Here is a 20,865-nt window from a genome sequence, read left to right on the forward strand (position 1 = left end):
GAGGGGAACTTTGTGGAAAGACCCGCTTTAGACAAGCAGTCAAGGGTTCAAGCGACTAGCTATTTACGTTGGAAACGCACGATAGAAACTATCTTTAGCTTGGGCTTATTAGTCGTCCTTAGCCCGCTGTTACTGCTGATTTGTATAGGGATCAAATTTTCTAACTGGCAGGCACCGATTATTTTTAAGCAAGTTCGTGTTGGCAAAAATGAGGCCACGTTTGTGATGTACAAATTTCGAACGATGGTGCCTGATGCCGATCAATTATTAGGGCGATACCTTGATAAAAACGAAATTGAAGGGGCCATGTTCAAGCTGAAGAAAGATCCGCGAGTGACGCGCTTAGGCCGTTTTTTAAGAAAAACGAGTCTTGATGAACTGCCCCAATTGATCAATGTCTTGAAAGGGGAGATGGCACTGGTCGGCCCCCGTCCTCCTTTAGAAAGAGAAGTCGTCAGTTATTCAGAAAAAGACAAGCAACGATTGTGTGTCACACCCGGGTGCACAGGGTTGTGGCAAGTCAGTGGACGAAACGAATTGAGCTTTCAAGAGATGGTCGCATTGGATCTCTATTACATCAATAACCTGAGCTGGTTATTGGACTTGAAAATAATTATGAAAACGATTGGCGTTGTTTTCTTACCCAAAGGAGCATTCTAATGGAGCAACAAGTACGTGTATCACTTTTAGGCAGCAATCTCGATTCCTTAAACTTTCAGGAAACCATTACTAAGATCGAGGCAATGATCGAACAGGGGATGCCCGCACAGCATGTTTCAATTAACGCGGGAAAAATAAACTTGATGCGAAAAGATCCCTCGTTGCGATCGATCGTCAATCGGGCAGCTTTGATCACGGCTGATGGGCAGTCGATTGTCTGGGCAGCGAAATATTTAGGGTGCCCGGTACCAGAAAGGGTAACAGGCATCGATCTTTTTCGCGAGCTGGTCAAATTGGCAGCAGAAAAAGGCTGGCGTCCTTATTATTTAGGAGCAACTGCCGAAGTCGTAGAAGCCGTCGTCAAACATGACCAACAGCTCTATCCCGACCTGAACATAGCGGGTTTTCACCATGGCTATTTTTCCGAAGTCGAATCATTGGACGTGGCAAAAGAGATTGCACGGACGCAACCAGACTTGCTGTTTGTCGCTTTTTCTAGCCCGCAAAAAGAGATTTGGCTCGATACATTCAGCGAAGTGTTGCAAGTGCCATTTGCGATGGGCGTTGGCGGCAGCTTTGATATCGTCGCAGGCAAAACCAAACGAGCGCCTTTGTGGATGCAGCGGGCAGGTTTGGAATGGTTTTATCGCTTTGCGCAAGAGCCAGTCAGGATGTTTGATCGCTATATCATAGGAAATTTACGCTTTTTACAGTATGTGTGGGGAGAAAAAAGAAGAAACGCATGAAATCAAAACAGCAAAGCCATCACCGCTTCTTCCTGGGGATTGTGGCCATTTTTCCGATAATCGACGTCTTAAACGGCTTATTTCTAAGTCTGGGCATTCCTTTTCCCATTGGCGTGTTCTACCGTTTGCTGTTCTTTTTGTTCTTAGTGATTATGATCGTGACAGAAAAGATTCCCCATAGCTACTATACATATTTAACGTATGGGTTTATCGCTGTGACGCTTACGATTTTTCTGTTACAAGCACTTTTTCTAGGGTACAGCTGGCAGTGGGTGATCGAGGATCTATCGGTGTATATCAAATACCTCTTATGGGTACTGATTCCTTATTATGTCTATCAACGAAAAAACGACTTCTCCAAACTGCACTACGACAGCTTGTTTATTGTTATCAGTGTCTGCTTCACCTTGGGGCTACTGATTCCTTATTTTTTAGGGCTAGGCTACCAAACTTATGACAATTCTGATGCTGGGTATAAAGGCTATTTCTTTGCCAATAATGATACGAGCTTTGCCTTTATTGTTTCAATCACCTTTACAGTCCAGGCACTAATTGTTTCGATCAAAGAACAGACCCATAAGTTTTCACTGTTTTTGGCTAGTTTATTCGCTGGAAATTTCGTCTGTTTGGTCTTGGTCGGTACGAAAACCGGCGTGTTTTATGGTGTCGGTGTGTTGTTCTATCTTTTAATCCGATTGGTGCTAGGCATTGAACGTAAAGCATTTCTGCAACAATTGTTTATCTGGTTTATGAGTTTTATTACGATTGCTTGGCTGCTTATTCAAGGACTACCATTGCTAATCCAAGCCGTCGAAGGAACCTATCTTCGCATGGTGTATTTTTATCATCTTTTCGACGGGGACTTGATCCGGCTATTTTCTAGTTCAAGAAGTGATTTTTTGATTGGTGGGATGAACGCCTTCTTAAATGATGAGGCCCGACACTTTACCATGATCTTTGGCCAAGGCTTTGAATACCGTTTGGCACACTTTGGTCGTCTTGGCTTAATTGAAATGGACTTCTTCGACACCCTTTTCGGGCAAGGCCTACTGGGAATAGCGTTATTGCTGCTAATGCTCGCCTATTTTGTCTATTTGGCCTTTCAGCCACGAAAACGATCGGTTTATAGTTTTGCCTTGATCGTGGTGCTTTTTTATAGTTTTTTTGCCGGGCATGTTTTGTATTCGGCATTGTCTTCCACCTTTTTAGGATTGATTTGTGGAGGCATTATTTTAACAGAGAAAGAGTGAACAACTGATTGAAAAAATTACTTTTGAGGCTGGGCTTTTTCTCCCTCGGTTCGTTAGGTTCGGCGGTCTTAAACTTGGTGCTTTTGCCCGTAACGACCAGCTTTTTGACACCCGAAGAATATGGGAAGACCAGTATGTTTTTCCTTGCACAGACCTTTTTGATATACGTGATCTATCTCGGCTTCGACCAAGCCTTTACGAGGGAATACCATGACCACGAAAACAAACGCGAGTTATTGCAACAAGCGATGCTCGTCCCGTTGCTCGGTTCATTTTTCTTTCAGCTGATCCTAGTGGTTTTTGCGGCAGTTTTTTCGCAGCTTTTATTTGAATCTCCACAGTACACCCGTGCGATTTATTTATTTGCTCTTTCGTCGGGACTGCTGATTTTTGAACGGTTTCTTTTGTTAACGGTTCGAATGCAAAACAAAGCGATCCAGTTCTCCGTTTACAGTATTTTGGTGAAATTCATGGTCTTGTTCATCACGTTGCTGTTTCTCTTTTTTGGTCCGCCGACGTTTATTACGGTGGTCTATGGCATGCTCTTCGGTCAGATTATCGGTGATTGTCTGTTGATTCTGGCAAACCTGGCGCTTTTTATGCCGCTCATTCGCCAAATCGATCGCAACCTGATCAAAAAGCTGAGTCGTTTTGGCTTGCCGACGGTGGTGGGAACGTTCCTCTATAGCCTGTTAATGATTATCGACAAAATGATGCTGCGCTATTTTGCTGATTTTGCCGCTTTGGGCATCTACACGGCTGCATTCAAAGTGGCAAGTGCCTTGATGATTCTACAAGTTAGTTTTGCCAATTTTTGGATTCCCACCTCCTATGAATGGTTCAAAAAAGGCAAACCATTGATTTATTACGAACGAGTCAGTCACTTTATCATGTTCGTCTTGTCGATTTTCTTTTTACTGATGGTCTTTTTCAAAGAAACGATCGTCATCTTATTGTCGCAAGACTACTTAGAGGCCCAGTACTTGTTTCCCTTGTTATGTTTTTATCCCTTGATGATGACGATCAGTGAAACGACCAATCTCGGGATCGTTTTTTATAAGAAAAGTCATTTGAATATTGCTGCCTCTTTGTTGGCGGTCTTAGCCACATCCCTTGGTCATCTCCTACTCGTACCGACAATTGGCGCCACAGGAGCGGCTTGTGCTACGGCATTAGGGTACTTGGTCTTCTTTTTTGCCCGTACATATTTTTCGATGACCTATTGGCAGGGGTTCTCAGTCAAACGCCAAATCAGCCTTTCGATCATGCTGTATTGCTTTGCGCTGTTTACGGCATTCAATCGGACTCTTTGGCTGGAAAAGAGCCTCGTTTTGCTGCTGATGCTCTTCGTCGTTGTTCTTTATCGCAAGGAACTAAAGCAGGTAACTAGATTTGTACAAGAAAGGAAAATCAACAAAGCATGAATATCTTACTTATCGGTCCAGATCCAGCAGCAAAAGGGGGGATCGCAACGGTCATTCATAATTTCCAAAAAGCAAAAGCGCCAGAGGACGTGCGTTTCGTCGTCCATAAGACTTGGTCGGAAAAAGGAAAATATTGGACGCAGATCAAAGCGTTTCTTACGTTTCGTCGGCACATCAAAAAAGAAAGGTGCCAGATCCTTCATTTCCACGTTGCGCAAAAGGGCAGTTTCTATCGCAAGAGTTTGCTGTTGTTGCTAGCACCAAAACATTGCAAGACGATTTTTCATATGCATGCTTCGCAATTTGACCAGTTTTATCAAAACAGTCCTTCGTGGGCAAAGTGGTGGGTCCGTTTTACCTTAGCTCGGGTGGATCAGCTCGTAGTGCTAAGTAGTAGCTGGTCAGCATTTTACCAAACGATTACCGATACCTCAATCGAGGTCTTGCCAAATGCCGTAGCGGTGCCGGAGGAATCCTTTTATGACCCCACCGCAAAATGGATCATCACTCTTGGCAGGATCGGGCAAAGAAAAGGCAGTTTTGATCTGTTGGCAGTTGCAAAAGCAATGGCTGTTTCCTTTCCCGAGATTCGCTTTATGTTATTTGGCGATCAAGAAAATCAACAGGTTGCCCAACAGCTCCAAGAAGAGGCTCTCACCAATGTGTTCTTAAATGAGTGGGTAGCAACCGATGCGTTACCAGCTGTTTTTCGTAAGGCAGCCATCCATTTTCTCCCTTCTTATCACGAAGGCTTGCCGATGGCGATCTTAGAAACCATGGCGGCAGGTATCCCCAATGTAACGACGAAGGTTGGGGGAATCCCAGAGTTGATCCAATCGGGTGAAAACGGCTACCTAGTAGCTGCCGGTGATATTCAAGCAATGATCGAGACGTTGAGCGGTCTGTTAGCTAACGAGGAAGAACGAATCAAAAGCAGCCAACAAGCCAGAGCAACGATTGAGCAACAGTATGCCTTAACGTCGTATATGAAGCGCTGGCAGAAGATTTACAAAAAGCAACTTGATTAATGCTCAAATTGCTGAAAAAAAGGAGAAGTACGATGCAAAAAATAAAGGTATTATCTATTTTTGGTACACGACCAGAAGCCATCAAGATGGCACCGGTCATAAAAAAACTAGCAAATGATCCACGCTTTCTATCAAAGATCGTCGTGACAGGGCAGCATCGAGAAATGCTTGAGCAAACATTAGCGGCGTTTGAGCTGACCCCTGATTACGACTTGGCTATCATGCGAGAAAATCAAACCTTGTCTAGTATCACCAGTCGTATTTTAGAAGGACTCGAAGGTATTTTTCAATCAGAAGAACCAGACGTAGTGTTGGTCCATGGCGATACGACGACGGCAGTGGCAGCTGCGCTGGCCGCTTTTTATCAGCAGATCTTGATTGGTCATGTGGAGGCTGGGCTACGAACAGGTAACAAGAATGATCCGTTTCCAGAAGAAATGAATCGCCGGTTGATTGATCAACTAGCAGATTTTCTCTTTGCCCCTACAGATCAAAGCCAGGCAAATCTGCTAAAAGAAAATCATCCACAAGACCGCATCGTCGTTACTGGCAATACGTCTATTGATGCTTTGTACCACACCTTGGCACAAAAAAAAGACCGAAAACCAATCAGTGAGAAAAAAATCCTTTTAGTTACAATGCACCGGCGAGAAAACATTGGGCAACCCATGGAACAAGTGTTTCGTGCACTAAAACGGATCGCTGTTGCTTATCCCGCACTGACGATCGTCTTTCCGATGCATAAAAACCCTCGTGTCCGTACACTAGCCAAGCGCTATTTAGAAGGGCAGCAAAATATTGAGTTGATCGAACCATTGGATGCCCCTGCATTCTATCAGTTACTGGCAGACAGCTACCTTGTTTTGACCGATTCAGGAGGGATTCAAGAAGAAGCACCCTCCTTGGGGATTCCTGTCTTGATCGTACGTGAAACGACGGAACGCCCAGAAGGGGTGGCAGCAGGGACTTTGAAACTCATTGGTACCCATGAGGAGCATGTGTATTCAGAAATCGTTCATTTATTGTCTGATGAGGCAGCATACAAACAGATGGCGCAAGCCAAAAATCCCTATGGAGATGGACAAGCCAGTGAGCGGATCGTGGCTGAATTAAAAAGTTATTTCGAGTAGAGGAAGGCGAACCTATGAGACAATTCCAATCATCTTTTGTCATTAGTAAAACGACGCTAAGGTGGCTACATTTGCTAGAACATATGGAGCACGCTTCTCATACACCGATCCGTGGGTTGTCAAAAGTGATCAAAAGCTCTAGCCGAACCATCATTGAAGATTTACAAAACATTAAAGAGTATTTCGAAGATGCTATCGAAATGGAAACGTCAAATAGTGGCTATCAGCTACAAGTCATCGATACAGAAAGCTACTTAGAAAAAAAACGGAATTTGATCAGTAACGAGCCGTTGTTTCGCATCTTTGAGAGCATTTTTTTAGGGGAAATATTGACCATCAATGAGTGGTCAGACATTTTGTTTATTTCCCCTGCCACGTTGATGCGGTATTTTCGAAAGATCGACCCAATTTTAGCACAGTACCAACTGACATTAAACAAAACCACCGTTGATCTTATTGGTGAGGAAGTCAATATTCGCCATTTTTTTCTGAACTTTTATTATGAATCCGATAGTACGCCGCATACCGTATTTCCGCCGTTGATCATTCATGAGATCGGTTTAAACTTGAAAAAAGAAGAATTCGATAGCAATTTCTCTAATCTTGCCTTTGAGGAAATCAGTTACATGCTTTATATCATTTTAGAGCGAACCTCTCATGGCCATTACGTCACGATCGATCCAGCCATCGTCAAGCAGTTTCGTAAAGAGTATTATCTTGAGCTGAAAAAATTAAAGACGATGCTATCGAACCATTTGCAAACGACGATCGCCGAAAAAGAAATCATCTACTTTTATGCGTTATCGATGGGAAAACGGACGGTGTTTGATATTGATATGGAAAGGGACTTTTGCAACAAGTTAGGCAAAGACTCGCAGATCCTGCAACTAACCCAACGTTATCTAAAGGAGGCAGGCGTACCGCCGTATGCGCTGGAATATAGTACGGTTTTGATCCAGTCTTTTTTTGCGACGATCTTACTAAAAAATAAACTTTCACCGGTCTTGAACAAAGTGATTCCCGATTTGATCTCATTTGTAAAAAAACATTTTCCAGAGGAAATGGCACAAAACACAGCGTTCTTACAAAAACAATTCAAACAACTGAAGTGTCTGTCTTTAGACATGATCGTAGATATCAGCGCAGTGTTTACCATTCATATGGACTGTGTGAAAGAATTGTACTGGGGGAAGCCTAAAAAAATTGCGTTCCTGTTAGAAGGGAATCAATTTATCTCGCAACGAATTCAGGTCACTGCTCGTAAGTATCTAGGCAGTTATCAGAAACTCTTTTTTCCGAATGTATTAGATATCAATCCCGGCTATTTTGAGGCGAACCAATTTGATATCGTCGTCACAAATTATAATGAGCATATGTCGAATTTTTCTTGTTCTGGCGTGTATTTATTGTTCAATAAAATCCCGAACTCAACCGATTGGCGCAGACTCATGTCATTGATCGACTTTAAACTTTAACAATGGTCCAGGTGCAAAATAATTCTCAGATGAAAGATAGGAATGATGCAATCATGATGAAAAAAGGACATATGACACCAGAAGCCTATTTAAAAAATTACAGCGAACTTTGTTACTTGCAGGAATTTCCCTTAATCAAACAAGTATGTACAGAGTTGCAAACACGATTCAAAGAAATTTGCTATACCGAGTACGATAATGTGCTACAACAAATGGCGGATTTGCTAGAAATCGATGCCCAACTGCAAATGTTTTTAGATTTTTTCCGACACGACTTTTTTAAAGAAATCGAATTAGCAGAAGAAGAGATCGTCGAAATGATCAAAAAGGACAAAAATGTCTATTACCGACAAATGGCAGGGATCGGCACAAACCAGAAAGCGCCCCATGGCTTGATTTATCTCAGCGAGAAATGAACACTGTGATCGCTGAGATAAATCAGAGTGTCAACCACTCGTTGGGTAAGAATGGTTTTTATAAAATAACACTTCGAAATGCTTTGTGACCGTAATGATTCCACAAGATAGTGTCTAGCAAGTTGACTTACGCATTGTCCAACACAACCAGACGCAAGATCCGTGGATTGATTTGATTAAGTAATCGATTCCAATCTGTCGCATCTGGAAAAGATTTTAGAAGAACGCATTCTACTTCCAGTAAGTATTCTGTCGTATACTCCGAATAATTGGTGACTAATAGATCAATTTGCTTTTCTTTTAAATAGGTTGGAGAGAGTTCACTGGCATTAGGATAATACAATGTATGGAAGCGACCCAAATATTTTCGCACGATACTTTCGGCATATTCACAAACATATTCGTTTCCTTCAAAAATCACAGCGATCGTCCGTTGTGATCCCCAATTTTCTTCTTTGATCGCTTCCATATGAATCGTTAAGCTGGCACAGAAATCGTCAAGATAGGAGGATGAATACAGCTTTTTGACTAGCTTGTGTTTTGCCAAAAATGCATAGTTTCTCTTATATTCGTAGGAAAACTTCTCTTTGACGAATTGCGTAAGATCGTCAATATTGACATTCATGATGGGCGAGAGCATATCGCGTATTTTCACAATCGTAAAAAATGATTCTAACCAGTGTAAATCTTTTTGTTCATCATAGGAATTGCCTTGATTTAGGGCATAGAAATCTTTTGTCACTTGTTGGATCTCAGGCCAGCGATTATACTTTCGGCAAAATTCTTCGATCGAAGGATGATTGATTTTTCGGCGACAGATGAGACAAAGTAACAAATAAATGATTTCGTCCTCTGGCAGATGGTAATGAAAATAGGAATAAAGGATCTCTCTTAACGTATCTGGAGCAATCAATGAATGATAAGCATAAAAGATGTCCTTTAGTTCAGGTGAAAGTTCGACTTGTAACCCTTTCTTGCTGCGTTCCAGTGTAATGTAGAGAATATAGGAAAAGTAAGAAAAAGTAGAAGCCGGTTGCTTTTTTGAATGCAAAAGATTGGTGATCTCAATGACAGCATCTTGGACATCCAGCGATGGGAAGATCGTATTGACATTGATATCTGACTCATAATAAAACAGACAAAAAAAGCGGCGAATATCGATTTCGGAACCTATCAATGTGACAGGGTTTGTTGATAGACGAAGTTTGAAGGGCTTTAATAATTCGTTCATTTTTTTTAAGTAACTGAGCAATGCTTGTTCAGAAAGATTAAGGGTCAAGCTCCAATCCAGAGCAGATTGTAATTCATCAAAAAAAATACTCTCCAAAATCATAAAAAATGGCTCGTCTTTAACTAAATTTTGTTTTTGTTTGATATACCCCTCGGGATCAAGTTCTTCAAATAAATACCCAAACTTAGAGGAATAGATTTCGATCGCATCATTAAAATGTTCGCGAATCATGGCAATATCCGCAATGATCGTACGGGTACTGCTTTTTGTTACTTCTGATAAATCGCCCAATGTTGCAGATGGATTCTTCTCAAATTCATTTAATAATTGCAATCGTCGGATTAAAGAACGATTTTTGATAAATTTTAGCTGAAAATTTTTCATAGTTGCCCCCGTTGAATTTAAAAAAGAATTAAACACATTATAAACAATTGGTTAAAAACTTCAATTTTTATGTTTAATTTTATTTTATTTGACTAAATATTCGATTTTTTATTATTCTGGTGGATGTAAACGGTTGAAACGAATTGATACAATGTAGGTTTTTTCACCGACAGGTGAAAATTGCTATTTTTTTTTAAGGATATTTGACGCTATAGTGAGACCATAGTCCGATGCTTAGGAGTATTTGTTTTTTCTCAAGAGGAAACCTGTGAACTGTTGGTTGGATCAAAAGGGAGAAAATAAACAGTAAATGTAACTAGCAAATGAGTGAATGTGCCATCAATACCTAGAAATGCAGTGTACTTGAGGGGTATCCACGAATGAGAGAGAAAGAAAATAGAAGACATTGATTGGTTGAAGAACATCTACGGTTACCAGAAAGTGTAAACTGGAAACGAACATGCAGATAGATTACGAGGAGGCTAATATGCTGGCAGAAAAGATAGCGGGAGCAGAAGAATATTTGGCGCATTTTCAAACAGAGCTAGAAAAACAAGGGGTGTTACGCTTTTTTCCAAAAATAAATGCCTTTTATCATCGGTTAGCAAAAGAGTTTTTAACGATTTTTCATAGCAAGGAAGAAAACCTGTTTGTTCAGTGGGGCCACTTATTGGCGATTGATGCACAATTGCAAATATTGATGGAAAACAGCAACAATCGCAAAGAGGGATTGCTAGATGACCTTGGGATGAGTGAGGAAGAAGTCATTGAAATGATAGAAAATGACCATAAGTATTTTTACCGTGAGATCACGGGGGCAAAGTTAACGCAAAAACCCAAAATGGGCTTGATTTATTTGAGTGAACACTTAGCGGAGTCCTGAAGTTTTATGTCTAATACGTCGAGTAGACCTGAGAGTTAGGAAAAAAATTGAGATAAATGGGAAACGATGATGCTCAGTAGACTATTGGGGAAGTTTCATAGATAGTTTTTTGGAGAAATAAATGGAGAGTAGTAGTGGGGCTAAAAGGATGATTTTCAGGTGGAACGTACCCTTGAGAATGACAGAGGGCAGATGGACTACTCAAACAACGCAGTGGGGAAGGCAATTGGTTGGTCTTCCTTGCTTGAGTAAGAGTTGTTTTTAAGAAACAACAGATTGACCGCTAAAGTCAACGACAAAGACGAATGTTTTTTTCTCTTCATAAAATAATTACTGTGTAAGACGTGAAAAAAAGCAAAAAGCGCTTGAAGGTAGGACATGAACGGAATGAAACTTTTTATTATTTTTGCCTACTTGTCGGTAGGCATATCGGTGGCACAATACGGCATGTATGATTTCTTTCCCAGCATATCTGTGATCCTTCGCAGCTGGTTTCAATTGGGGCAAACCATTCTTTTGCTTGGCTATTTCTTTCTGCTGGTTATGTATTTTTGGGTACAGCGTGGCAGAACAAGGAAAGAGAAGCAATCTTTAGGAGAATGATCAAGAATTAAACAGCAATGATCAGCAAAGAAGCGTTTTTACAGTAGGAAGAAAGCGCTTGTTTGTAAGCAAAAGTATACATAAAATAGTACGACCGAGACGAGCCTTTCGTGGGCTCTTACTTAACATAAACAAATCTGCAGCAAACGTTTGCTTCTTTTGGTGAAACCAAGAAGGGATCGTTTGCTGTTTTTTTGTGCTAACAAATAGGCCTGTTTTCAAATGTCCCGTGGAGAGCTTTTTTCAAGGAAATGAAAAATTCTTAAGGGGGAGGCTGGAAGAATCGATTCGTTCTGTAAATAGTAATCAAAAAATGGATGGCCGAAGAACTACATACGAGAGAGTCAATAAAATGCTTCATGGAGGAATGGCTGATTTAGCCAAGCGGCATTTCAAGGGAGTACCGAAGGATAATAGATAGAGAAGATAAAGCAATGGACAGAGACGCCAAAGTTTTTAGCGCTGCAATAGCTATTGGAGTATGCGTTGGTTTGGCTGCATCTGTATTGGCAACAAAAGAGTACCGGGAAAGGGCTGGACAAGTGAAAATGAATGGGAAAGGTGGCGCTCCAAAAGAAGAACCATAGCTGATGATCCGCCAATCGTCGAGGAACCACCCAACTGTTTTCCGTAGAGAAATACCAAACGAGCAGGAGATGACCACTGACAGGCATGCTTCATGTTCTTGTCAGTTTAGTGATTCTAAGAAAAACAACATAAAAGAAAGAATACCCGACAAACGTAGCTTGGGGGATCAGATGAAAAGAGAGGAACGTTCTTAATAATAATAGTCCCCCCCTCTTTTTTTACCGTTATTTTATTGTGGCTTTTATAGAATGGAGAACTGCAGGTGCTTTGGAGATTGATATATGATTTTTCTATGGTAACAAGCACTTTGGTAGATGTTAAGGATTTCTCACTTTAGCCATATCCTATGTTGAATAATTTATTTAAAACGGGGGTTTGTTTTTTTATTTAGGCATAGATTTCATCAGCCAGTGAATTTATTGATTTTTCCCGCATCACAAAGATAGCTATAATGAAGTATATCGAGGATAAAACCCAGCGTTTTTGGAAGCCAACTGAAACAAAGACCAATCGACTTTGTTCAAGGTTACCGTCTAAGTAAAGGTGTCTAAAAAAGGGTGGTTTTTAGGCTTGATGATGTCAAAAAGGGGGAGGGAGAATGAAAAGAGCGAGGGGGAATTTTTGGGTCAAACTGATGATCTTCGCTGCTTTTTTTCAAGTGATCAGTGCTTCGACGATTTTAGTTTCGGCACAAGAAGAGCGTTCCGTCGATACAGAAGGCTCAGTCCAGTTCACGGGTGTCTATGAACCAGACAAACCAGAACCTTCACCACCGACCGGACCGACACAACCTGGCGGGGATGGGGGACGTTTGCCGCAGACAAATACCCGAAAAAGTTCCAGTGCCACGGCACTCGGATCATTGCTGCTATTGATCGCTGGCTATTCAACAGTGAAGAAGACACGCAGGTACCAAAAAGAACGAACAACCTCAAGAACACAAGAAAAGTTGAGTAATAGAGAATAAGGGAATGATCTTATGAGATTTTTGCGATTTGCAACGAGCACCGTACTTGCCGCAACCCTTTTGACTGGTGGGATCCAAGGGACCGCCGCTGAAGTAAGAGTCGCTGAAACCGATGGGCAAGTCAGTTTTGTGCCCAATGATCGAGACCCGACGGAAGTGTTACCGCCTGATCCAGGCCCCGATGGCCCCGATGTGGAGATACCGCCGATCGGACCAGATGGACAAACAGGACCATTGACGATCGCTTATGCGCCGACTTTGGATTTTGGTACCCAAGAAATCTCCAACCGAGATGCCGTCTATTCGATGGTGGCAGAAAAGCAACAATTAGCGGATACCCAAGGGGAAGAAAACCAAGTACCGTATGTTTCCTTCGCCCAAGTACAAGATACCCGTGGGTCAAATGCTGGCTGGCGTTTGACTGTAGCACTAAGTGCGTTTGAATCAGGGACGCAACACAACGAACTGCGAGGGGCACAAATCATCTTTGCCTCACGAGAAGTTGACTACAATAGCCACAATCAAGAAAACGCACCGGCCGCACATGAAGCAGGCTTGCGTTTGGATGCCAATGGTTCAGCACAAGCTGTTCTGACTGCTGATGCCGGCAAAGGGGCAGGCACTTCATCCGTCGTTTGGGGCTACCAAGATGAGTTGAATGCGCAGGTCCAAGCCCAGGCGCCGGTGGTTCGCAATGAGGCGATCCAATTGTTCGTCCCGGGAGCGACTGCTAAAGATGCAGCCTTGTATGTGGCGACTTTGACGTGGCAATTGACGACCACTACCTCGCAATCAGGAGAAACAGTTCCAACGGCGCAAGCCGATGAAACAAACTAAAAGAAAAGAAAGAAGGAATAAAAATGAAATGGATTCGCTTAGCAACAGTCGCAACACTGACCTCTACGATCTTCGCAGGCGGTGTACAAGCAGTAGCAAATGATGAACCAACACCGAACCCAGAGCCGAGTGGAGAAAGACGTCGTCAGAATACAGAAAATAATATTGAGTTCCGAGCTGGTGATGGGGAGAGCGTAGAGGTCGTTCCTCCTGTACCGTATCCACCAGTAACAATCGTTGATCCAGATCCACCAACCGGACCGTTAACGATTGCCCATGTACCGAAAAAATTTGATTTTGGCATACAAAGAATTTCAACTACTAATGAATTTTATCCAATAATCGCTGAACAAGAAAAGCTTGTCACCGGTGATGATGAGGGGGAGGAAATCTCAAGAGATAATGGCGAAGAGGTAAGAGTACCATATGTATCCTTCGCGCAAATCGTTGATACTCGCGGATTGGATGATCCACAGTGGGGACTGCATCTTGATTTAACAGAGTTTACTACATCCAGCGGGAGTAATTTGAGAGGGGCTTATTTAGAATTCCTTAATCCAACCATTGTTCACAATGGCGCTACTGAGGAAGAGCTGAAGGCACTGCCTGATGACCATGAGGATAGGGATTATTTACTGCAGTTACTTCCTAATGCCTTTACCACACCAGACGAATTAGGAAACCAGAGTTTGATTGTCCCTGCAAACTCGACCAACGTTACAGTGATGGCTGCTACCGATGGGCAAGGGCAAGGTGTATCGTCTATTTATTGGGGGGATCAAGAAGAATTAAATGCTGCTCACGAGTCAGAAACAGATCCAGTTTTGAATCAAGCCATTCGCCTGCATATCCCGGGAACGGCTACACCACAAGCTACTGAATATACGGCAACACTAACTTGGCATTTAACAAGTACGATGGACGCCGATGGTGAAACAGTGCCAGACTAAGACGACTAATCTTCAAAGCAACGCAACAATAATGTGAAACAACTGGCAGGAGTAGACCGTTATTCCTGCCTTTTTTGGAAGGAGAAACAACAGTGATTGAACAACCAACAAACCAACGCTGGCTGCGGCTTTTGACTGCAATGATCGTGCTATGCTCATTGATTGCTTGGCCGACACCAGTAAGAGCAAATGATGACATTGAATCAGAGTTGAATTTTTTTGTAACCCCGATATTCCCTGACAGTCAGATCGAAGGCGGTGCTAGCGGTTATTTTGATCTGAATTTAGGCGCAGGGGAACAAGAAGAATTGCAGCTGCGCGTCCAAAATACATCGGAAGAAACCATCGACGTCGAAGTATCGGCTCATACTGCTTTCACGAATGTCAATGGGGTAGTAGAATACGGTCGTGATGCCGAAGCTCCTGACCCGACATTGCCTGCCTCGATTGCAGAATTGATTGAAGCACCAGGGGTCATCACCTTAGAAGCCCAAGAAGAACGGATCCTTACACTGCCTCTGACGATGCCTGAGGAAGAATTTGATGGGATACTGGCAGGGGCGATCCGAGTAGAAGAGGTCCGCGATGCTACGGCAACGGAGTCAGAAACAGAAGGCATCGGGATTCGTAATGAGTTTGCCTTTATTTTAGGAGTCGTCGTAAGCAATAACCGCTCGTCAACGGATCCGGGCCTTGAATTGCTGGACGTTTTTGCCAGTCAAGTCAATTATCGGAACGTGATCAGTGCCAAGATTCAAAATTACACACCGACTTTCGTCAACCACATAGAAATTGATGCTGAGATTCGTGCCAGCGGCAGTGACACCGTCTTGTATGAAACGCAGCGCACAAGCATGCAGATGGCCCCAAATTCGCAGATGGATTTTCCGATTCCTCTAAATGGCGAGCGTTTCCGTCCGGGAGACTATGTTCTAACTATGACGGCCCGTTCACAAGGGGAGGAATGGCATTGGGAAGAACTCTTCACGATTGCGGCTGCTGATGCCCGACGTTTAAATGAGGAAGACGTGACATTGGAACCAGAAACCAATTGGTGGCTGATTGGCGGAATCGCCGCACTTGTTTTGTTATTGATCATCGTTGTTGTTTTAATCATTAACAAGAAAAAAAAGACAAAGGAAGGTGGGGATCAGTAAAATGAAAAAAAAAACACTAAAGATAGTACTATCACTTATGGTAGGACTATTTAGTGTTTACTTGTTTTTTCCGTCTATTCGTGTGTTCTTTTTTGAACCACTACATGCATGGCAAGGAAGAGAAGGTACGTTAGGCGAGGTGTTCACTGGATCTTCTTTTGAAGAATCTTTAGAGGATCAAGAGGAGTTGGTGGTTTCTTTTCTGGAAGAAATCCAGCAAGCCTATGTTGGAGAAGTGTTTCCGATCATGTTTTTAACAAACCGCCCACTAACAAGCATCGACATCCAGCTGCCTGCAGCCACGATCATAGAAGAAACATTTTTAATGGAAGAAATAGTGATCACCCAAACCGAGGATCCCGAGCAATGGCTTCTGAACTCCGAAGTGCCGTTGACGTCGTTTAGTCTACCACTGACGATAGAATCCGTAGGTACTTATGAAATAACGGTAGCAGAGACAGTGCTTACCTTGAACGTGGAAGAAAGAAAATCCGGAGATGAGGGGGAGAGGCCCCCTATGGAAACGGACGACCACCCGATTGGCACTAACTTAGCAGCGGATCCTGTCAAATCAGATGGTTCATTTTTTGATGACATCGAGGTGGATGAAGGCAATCTTGATCTTTTGGAAGATAGGCGAAGAGAACAAGAAGTAGGCTCCTGGCTAGAATTTTTAGAAGCTGTCATGGACCCAGAGGTGAATCATATAAAGTTGATCGATAGCTTTGAATCTAGTGATAATCCGATTGAAGGTATAGCTTCAGGCGTATCAGGAAGTACAATTAATATTTCGAGTGGAGACTCTTATGTCTATATCAGCCAACCGGGAATCTCAAGAACTCTTATTATTGATGGACAAGGAAAATACCAAATTGATTTTCGTGCGGTTGCTGTTGGCTTCTTGGATAGTACGATGGTACCAGAATCTCCTTGGGATATTTCGTATCAAAATATTACCCTTTATCATGGGAATTATTACGGACCTATGAACGTTACTACTTTGGGTGTTAACAATCAAGCCATATCCACCATGCGGTACCATAATGTTGAAAACATTGGGAATCAGCTTTTGCATTCCGTTGGTACAACCGCAGTGCTTTCAGGAAAGGTTACCTCACATCAAGCACGAAGCTACCGTTCGACTTTTAATGAAAATTGGCAGATCAATGCTTGGAATCAAGCAAATTTTGAAGTCCATCGACTTTTGATCAGTCCCAATGCAGAAGTAGAATTGTCGACCATCAGTTCAGGAAATTTATTTTATCATGGTTTGAATCATCCAGAACTGGTTATTGGAGAGAATGCCAAAGTTTCCATGAAAGCAAATTTTGAAGGGACTAGAGGGGAAGCCGATGGTGTGAATGTCTATTTTGGAAATGGTGGTGGGAATCTGACTGTTGGCAAGGGAGCAGAATTAAAACTTGACACTCAGATCAACGCCTCTGCGATTTCCACACTTCATGGAAACCATACCATCGATCTCTTGGAAGACAGCAAAGTGCATATCCAATCCTTAGAGAATCGAAGCCACACGAATGGATGGAATTGGAATATTCTTTCATTTCAAGGAGGCAACACCCATATCAATCTAAAGGAACGTAGTATGTTAAAAATTGATGCGGAAAATCAACCCAACTTATCGGCACATGTTGTTGGCTTCTGGGAACCTCAAAACAGTATCACTGTTGGTAAAGATGCTATTTTAGATATTCGTTCGGACAGTCGCAATGATTCTCAAAATTTGATCTTTTTTGGAAATCTTTCGAAGTTGACGTTCAATAAGGCCCGAAAGGTCAATTTAGAACGAACGGCGCCGCTTTCTTTTAATAACGGAAGTTTGATCAACTTAAATGGAACCAATGAACTGGAAATCGAATTTCAAGGAATCAAACAATGGCAATACGGTGAGTTTGATGAGGTGCAGTCTACCCATGAGTGGATGCCTTTGATTCATATGAGTACCAACCTTACTTGGATCAATCCAACAATCAACAGTGTCGTAACTTTGGATCCAACAGTGGAACAAGGGGTACGTAGTCATTTTTCGACTCATAGCCAACGATTGCTTTTCGAGCAAGTTTCTGAAGTTGAAATAGAGTTGAATCCATTAACGGAAGATCCGACCTTATCAAATTCTCGGATCATCTCTGGAAGAGCAAATCCCAATAGCTATATTCGTTTTGAGCGGGAAGCATTTATGCCCGAACCAAATCCTTCCCTTGGTACTGTAACGGATCCAGATGGACGCAGAGAATTCTTTCACGTCCAAGCTGATGAAGAGGGAAACTTTCAGTTTGATTTATCCGAATTTCCAAACTTCCAACATTTTCGTCACGAAGAGCTAGTGACAGCCGAGGCGTTTTTGAATGGGAGATGGGGAAAGGATTCGGTGATTGTAGAGAAAATCGACATTGTGGATCCGCGGGATCCTTTTCGCCCGGATGAAACGGTCGATCCTGTGAATCCTCCTGTTTTGCCAGAAAACCAGGGATTTGTCAGCATCGACTTTATTTCTCAATTCGATTTTGGAGAAGTACCAATTCTTTCAAGTACCACTCGATATCCAGCAAAGCCGCAGGCGTTGCGGGAAGTTTATGAGGATGTGCATGAAGGGGACCGTCCCAATTATATCCAAGTATCGGATCGGAGGGTCGCTACTACTGGTTGGACACTGAGTGCTCGCTTATCTGAAGAGGGTTTTGTGGGTACGCATGATGAAAGGCAACGACTAAGAGGGGCAAGCGTTTATTTGTCAAATATCCATATGGTAACCACTGGTTCGAATGAGTCGGAGACGCCAGACTATCAAGAAGCCATTGAACTTATTGCAGGTCAAAGTAAAACCTTGGCTTCGGCTCAAGAGAATCATGGTGGAGGGACGTGGATCCAACATTATGGCTCAAGTGAAACAATGGAAAACAGTGTGGAACTGGAAGTCCCGATTGGTGCCAACCCCCAAGCAACTGCTTATCGCGGCACGATTTATTGGGAATTAAGCTTTGTTCCGAGACCTGAGTCATAAAAGTTTGAATAAGAAGGAAGCAGAAGCTGCTGGAAGTCGCCTGCAGCTTCTCTTCTTTCGAATGTGTGGGGAGGTGAAACGATGAGAAACAAGCCGTCTTTATTGATGAACAGTTTATTTTCAATGACGTGCAAGCGGCAATTGACGATTTTGCGGCAGTTGGAATGTTGCGGTCCTTTAAGTGGGCAACAGCTGGCACATGCTTGCGGCGCTTCTCGGCGGACGATTATTTCAGACATTGAGGAACTGCGCCAACTCTTTGGGGCTTCGACGATCCTCGCATCTGCCAGCAATGGTTATGAATTGATGATCCAAGAATTGGCAGAGTATCAGGAAAAAAAGCGAGCATTGTTGGCGGATGACCCGAATCTGTTGTTTCTGCATTTCTTGTGTCAGCAAGAAACGGCGATACCGGAAAAACTTGTTGCGATCACCGGATTAGGCAATCAAACCTTTTTGAAACAATGTCGTCAGCTTCAGACCTTGTTCGCTGCTTATGAACTGACCTTGAATAAAAAGCAGTGGTGCCTAGAAGGGGCAGAAGGAAACATACGGTATTTCTATAAAGCCTTTTATTTTGAAGAAGAGGAACAGCCCTACCAAATCTTTGAGCAGCTGGCTGAAACGTTGACACTGCGGTATCGTCCGTCCTTGCCGATCGATCCAGTGGTTTCGTTGCAGTGGACGAAGGTCTTTCTTTTGCGGGCGCAACAAGGTGGACGCTTGGAAGAAAATTGGGAAATGGCTGACTTTTGTCGGTTGTTTCTAGAAAAAACGGGTTTTGTCATCGAAGGCTTGGAGGTCTGCAGGTCCTTGTCGCAGCAAGAACGGTGTGTCCTATTGTTTTTGATGATGGCAGATGAAGGGGTACTTTCGTTTTTATTGAAACATCCGTGGGTCGAAGAAACGGTGCCCTTTGATCCAATCGATAGCTTGCGAGAGACGTTTCCTAAGCAAGCAGAGACATTGAGAGAAGATCGCGTATTCGTGCAAGTGACGTTAGCAGTCATGTTACTGGATCGGCTCTTCCATGTGCCACCTCCTTTGCTGCGGGATCGTCGAAAGCCAGAAGTGTCTGGTATTGGAAAGACGAAGGCACTTTCTAGCGCTGCTTCTCACTATTTGCTGACAATAGGCGAGTCCTATCTAAAGAACCAGCAGTTAAAAAACAACCAGCTGATGATCACCTATCATTTGTGTGGAAATGAGAAAATCAAAGGCTGGATCAAACAACGTCTGAGTGATTGGCTGGCTGCCCAAGGAGTGGATGTCGTCGTCGAGACTACGAGTGAGCTGTCGATTTTCACCGCCCGCCAGGTGGTAGTCACTGATCAACCGCTCTTTTTGCTGGAATTGGAACAGCCCATCTATCGGTTGGAACGACCGATTGAGCCAAATTCCATTGAACGTCTCGGCAAGGCGATTTTAGCCGATTTTCTTGGTCAATGTAAAGGCTCTGTTCCTAGTGAAGAGCTTCAAGCAGCGTCTGCCTCTCGCTAAAAGCGGTAGAGCCAACGGTATAAATAGTCAAAGGCTACGTACGACGTAAAATTATGGTAGAGGAGCAACAGGTATCATGGGTCGATTCCAAAAGCAATGGGCACTTCGTGTGTTGGGAATAGGTTGTCTGCTACTGCTGCTGTTCTATTTCTTTTCAAACTACAAAATGGCTCGTGTCAGCGGTGATTCGATGGCCCCCATTATTCAAAACAACGAGTTAGTCGTTATTCAAAAGAATCAGTTGCCGCATCGTTATGATCTCGTCGCTTTTGAGCATGAAGGGCTGCTGATCGTAAAACGAGTGATCGGGGTTCCTGGGGATTCCTATGCGCGCAGTGGCAATCGATTGCTATTGGGTGCATCAGGGTCCTATTATGATTTTTCCTATACCTTTACACTGACGCAAGAAACGGCGAGGGAATTGCCGGTCGGAGGCATCCTGCAGCCAGGAGAGTATTTCGTCGTTGGGGATGCGATCATGCACTCGATCGATAGTCGTGAATTTGGTATGGTGACGAGCGAGGCGCTTCGTGGGGTCGTCTTGAATTTCTTTTAAGGATTCAACGAGGTCAGTCAGCGTGTCTGTTTGAAAATCGAGGCTCAATTATGGACAA

18 protein-coding genes are annotated in these 20,865 nt (G+C 43.0%); 17 read left to right on the forward strand and 1 reads right to left on the reverse strand.

Features of this window, described 5'->3' with window-relative positions; translation table 11 throughout:
* The first annotated feature begins 12 nt into the window (after nucleotides 1-12).
* The 8 genes from IGI88_RS09635 to IGI88_RS09670 are packed head-to-tail and all read left to right on the forward strand — an operon-like array spanning nucleotide 13 to nucleotide 8,129.
* On the forward strand, nucleotides 13-660 hold the full coding sequence (locus IGI88_RS09635; protein WP_008377982.1) for a sugar transferase: 648 nt from the start codon (nucleotides 13-15) through the stop codon (nucleotides 658-660).
* Entirely contained in the window at nucleotides 660-1,406 is a 747-nt protein-coding gene (locus tag IGI88_RS09640; protein ID WP_008377984.1) for a WecB/TagA/CpsF family glycosyltransferase, read from the forward strand. Before IGI88_RS09635 ends, IGI88_RS09640 begins: the two co-directional genes overlap by 1 nt.
* Nucleotides 1,403-2,656, forward strand: coding sequence for an O-antigen ligase family protein (locus IGI88_RS09645; protein WP_008377986.1), 1,254 nt, complete (start codon nucleotides 1,403-1,405; stop codon nucleotides 2,654-2,656). The genes IGI88_RS09640 and IGI88_RS09645 overlap by 4 nt, the downstream gene beginning before the upstream one ends.
* Before the next feature lie 8 nt (nucleotides 2,657-2,664).
* On the forward strand, nucleotides 2,665-4,080 hold the full coding sequence (locus tag IGI88_RS09650; protein WP_086299116.1) for a lipopolysaccharide biosynthesis protein: 1,416 nt from the start codon (nucleotides 2,665-2,667) through the stop codon (nucleotides 4,078-4,080).
* Nucleotides 4,077-5,108: a glycosyltransferase family 4 protein gene (locus IGI88_RS09655; protein WP_016619486.1), complete on the forward strand. Its 1,032-nt coding sequence runs from the start codon at nucleotides 4,077-4,079 to the stop codon at nucleotides 5,106-5,108. Before IGI88_RS09650 ends, IGI88_RS09655 begins: the two co-directional genes overlap by 4 nt.
* Nucleotides 5,109-5,140: 32 nt before the next feature.
* On the forward strand, nucleotides 5,141-6,238 hold the full coding sequence (gene wecB, locus IGI88_RS09660) for a non-hydrolyzing UDP-N-acetylglucosamine 2-epimerase (RefSeq protein WP_008377992.1): 1,098 nt from the start codon (nucleotides 5,141-5,143) through the stop codon (nucleotides 6,236-6,238).
* 14 nt (nucleotides 6,239-6,252) lie between these two features.
* The gene (locus IGI88_RS09665) at nucleotides 6,253-7,713 is read left to right on the forward strand and encodes a helix-turn-helix domain-containing protein (RefSeq protein WP_008377994.1); all 1,461 of its coding nucleotides are present in this window, start codon (nucleotides 6,253-6,255) and stop codon (nucleotides 7,711-7,713) included.
* Nucleotides 7,714-7,766: 53 nt separating this feature from the next.
* Nucleotides 7,767-8,129 carry a DUF7006 family protein gene (locus IGI88_RS09670; RefSeq protein WP_008377996.1) on the forward strand — a complete coding sequence of 121 codons (363 nt, stop codon included), beginning with the start codon at nucleotides 7,767-7,769 and terminating at the stop codon, nucleotides 8,127-8,129.
* Nucleotides 8,130-8,256: 127 nt separating this feature from the next.
* On the opposite strand, the gene IGI88_RS09675 is transcribed toward IGI88_RS09670, so the two are convergent.
* Nucleotides 8,257-9,744, reverse strand: a complete 1,488-nt coding sequence (locus IGI88_RS09675; RefSeq protein ID WP_008377998.1) for a helix-turn-helix domain-containing protein — start codon at nucleotides 9,742-9,744, stop codon at nucleotides 8,257-8,259.
* 487 nt (nucleotides 9,745-10,231) lie between these two features.
* On the opposite strand from IGI88_RS09675, the gene IGI88_RS09680 reads away from it, so the two are divergent.
* The 9 genes from IGI88_RS09680 to lepB all read left to right on the forward strand — a co-directional run bounded on the left by IGI88_RS09680 (nucleotide 10,232) and on the right by lepB (nucleotide 20,807).
* The gene (locus IGI88_RS09680) at nucleotides 10,232-10,627 is read left to right on the forward strand and encodes a DUF7006 family protein (RefSeq protein WP_086299117.1); all 396 of its coding nucleotides are present in this window, start codon (nucleotides 10,232-10,234) and stop codon (nucleotides 10,625-10,627) included.
* A gap of 378 nt (nucleotides 10,628-11,005) precedes the next feature.
* A complete protein-coding gene (locus tag IGI88_RS09685; protein WP_016611282.1) occupies nucleotides 11,006-11,230 on the forward strand; it encodes a hypothetical protein in 225 nt (74 codons plus the stop codon).
* A gap of 1,186 nt (nucleotides 11,231-12,416) precedes the next feature.
* The gene (locus IGI88_RS09690) at nucleotides 12,417-12,785 is read left to right on the forward strand and encodes an LPXTG cell wall anchor domain-containing protein (protein ID WP_008378002.1); all 369 of its coding nucleotides are present in this window, start codon (nucleotides 12,417-12,419) and stop codon (nucleotides 12,783-12,785) included.
* A 12-nt stretch (nucleotides 12,786-12,797) separates the two neighbouring features.
* Complete coding sequence (locus tag IGI88_RS09695) at nucleotides 12,798-13,622, forward strand: WxL domain-containing protein (RefSeq protein ID WP_016619480.1); 825 nt, start codon at nucleotides 12,798-12,800, stop codon at nucleotides 13,620-13,622.
* A gap of 23 nt (nucleotides 13,623-13,645) precedes the next feature.
* Entirely contained in the window at nucleotides 13,646-14,572 is a 927-nt protein-coding gene (locus IGI88_RS09700) for a WxL domain-containing protein (protein WP_016611276.1), read from the forward strand.
* Between the two features lie 92 nt (nucleotides 14,573-14,664).
* Nucleotides 14,665-15,729, forward strand: a complete 1,065-nt coding sequence (locus IGI88_RS09705; protein ID WP_034871881.1) for a DUF916 and DUF3324 domain-containing protein — start codon at nucleotides 14,665-14,667, stop codon at nucleotides 15,727-15,729.
* 1 nt (nucleotide 15,730) lies between these two features.
* The gene (locus tag IGI88_RS09710) at nucleotides 15,731-18,751 is read left to right on the forward strand and encodes a WxL domain-containing protein (protein ID WP_429960388.1); all 3,021 of its coding nucleotides are present in this window, start codon (nucleotides 15,731-15,733) and stop codon (nucleotides 18,749-18,751) included.
* Between the two features lie 81 nt (nucleotides 18,752-18,832).
* Nucleotides 18,833-20,251, forward strand: a complete 1,419-nt coding sequence (locus tag IGI88_RS09715) for an HTH domain-containing protein (protein WP_008378011.1) — start codon at nucleotides 18,833-18,835, stop codon at nucleotides 20,249-20,251.
* Nucleotides 20,252-20,327: 76 nt separating this feature from the next.
* Nucleotides 20,328-20,807: a signal peptidase I gene (gene lepB / locus IGI88_RS09720; protein ID WP_086299120.1), complete on the forward strand. Its 480-nt coding sequence runs from the start codon at nucleotides 20,328-20,330 to the stop codon at nucleotides 20,805-20,807.
* Nucleotides 20,808-20,865: the final 58 nt, after the last annotated feature.

It is taken from the genome of Enterococcus sp. AZ179, assembly GCF_050498885.1.
Taxonomy (GTDB): domain Bacteria; phylum Bacillota; class Bacilli; order Lactobacillales; family Enterococcaceae; genus Enterococcus_D; species Enterococcus_D entomosocium.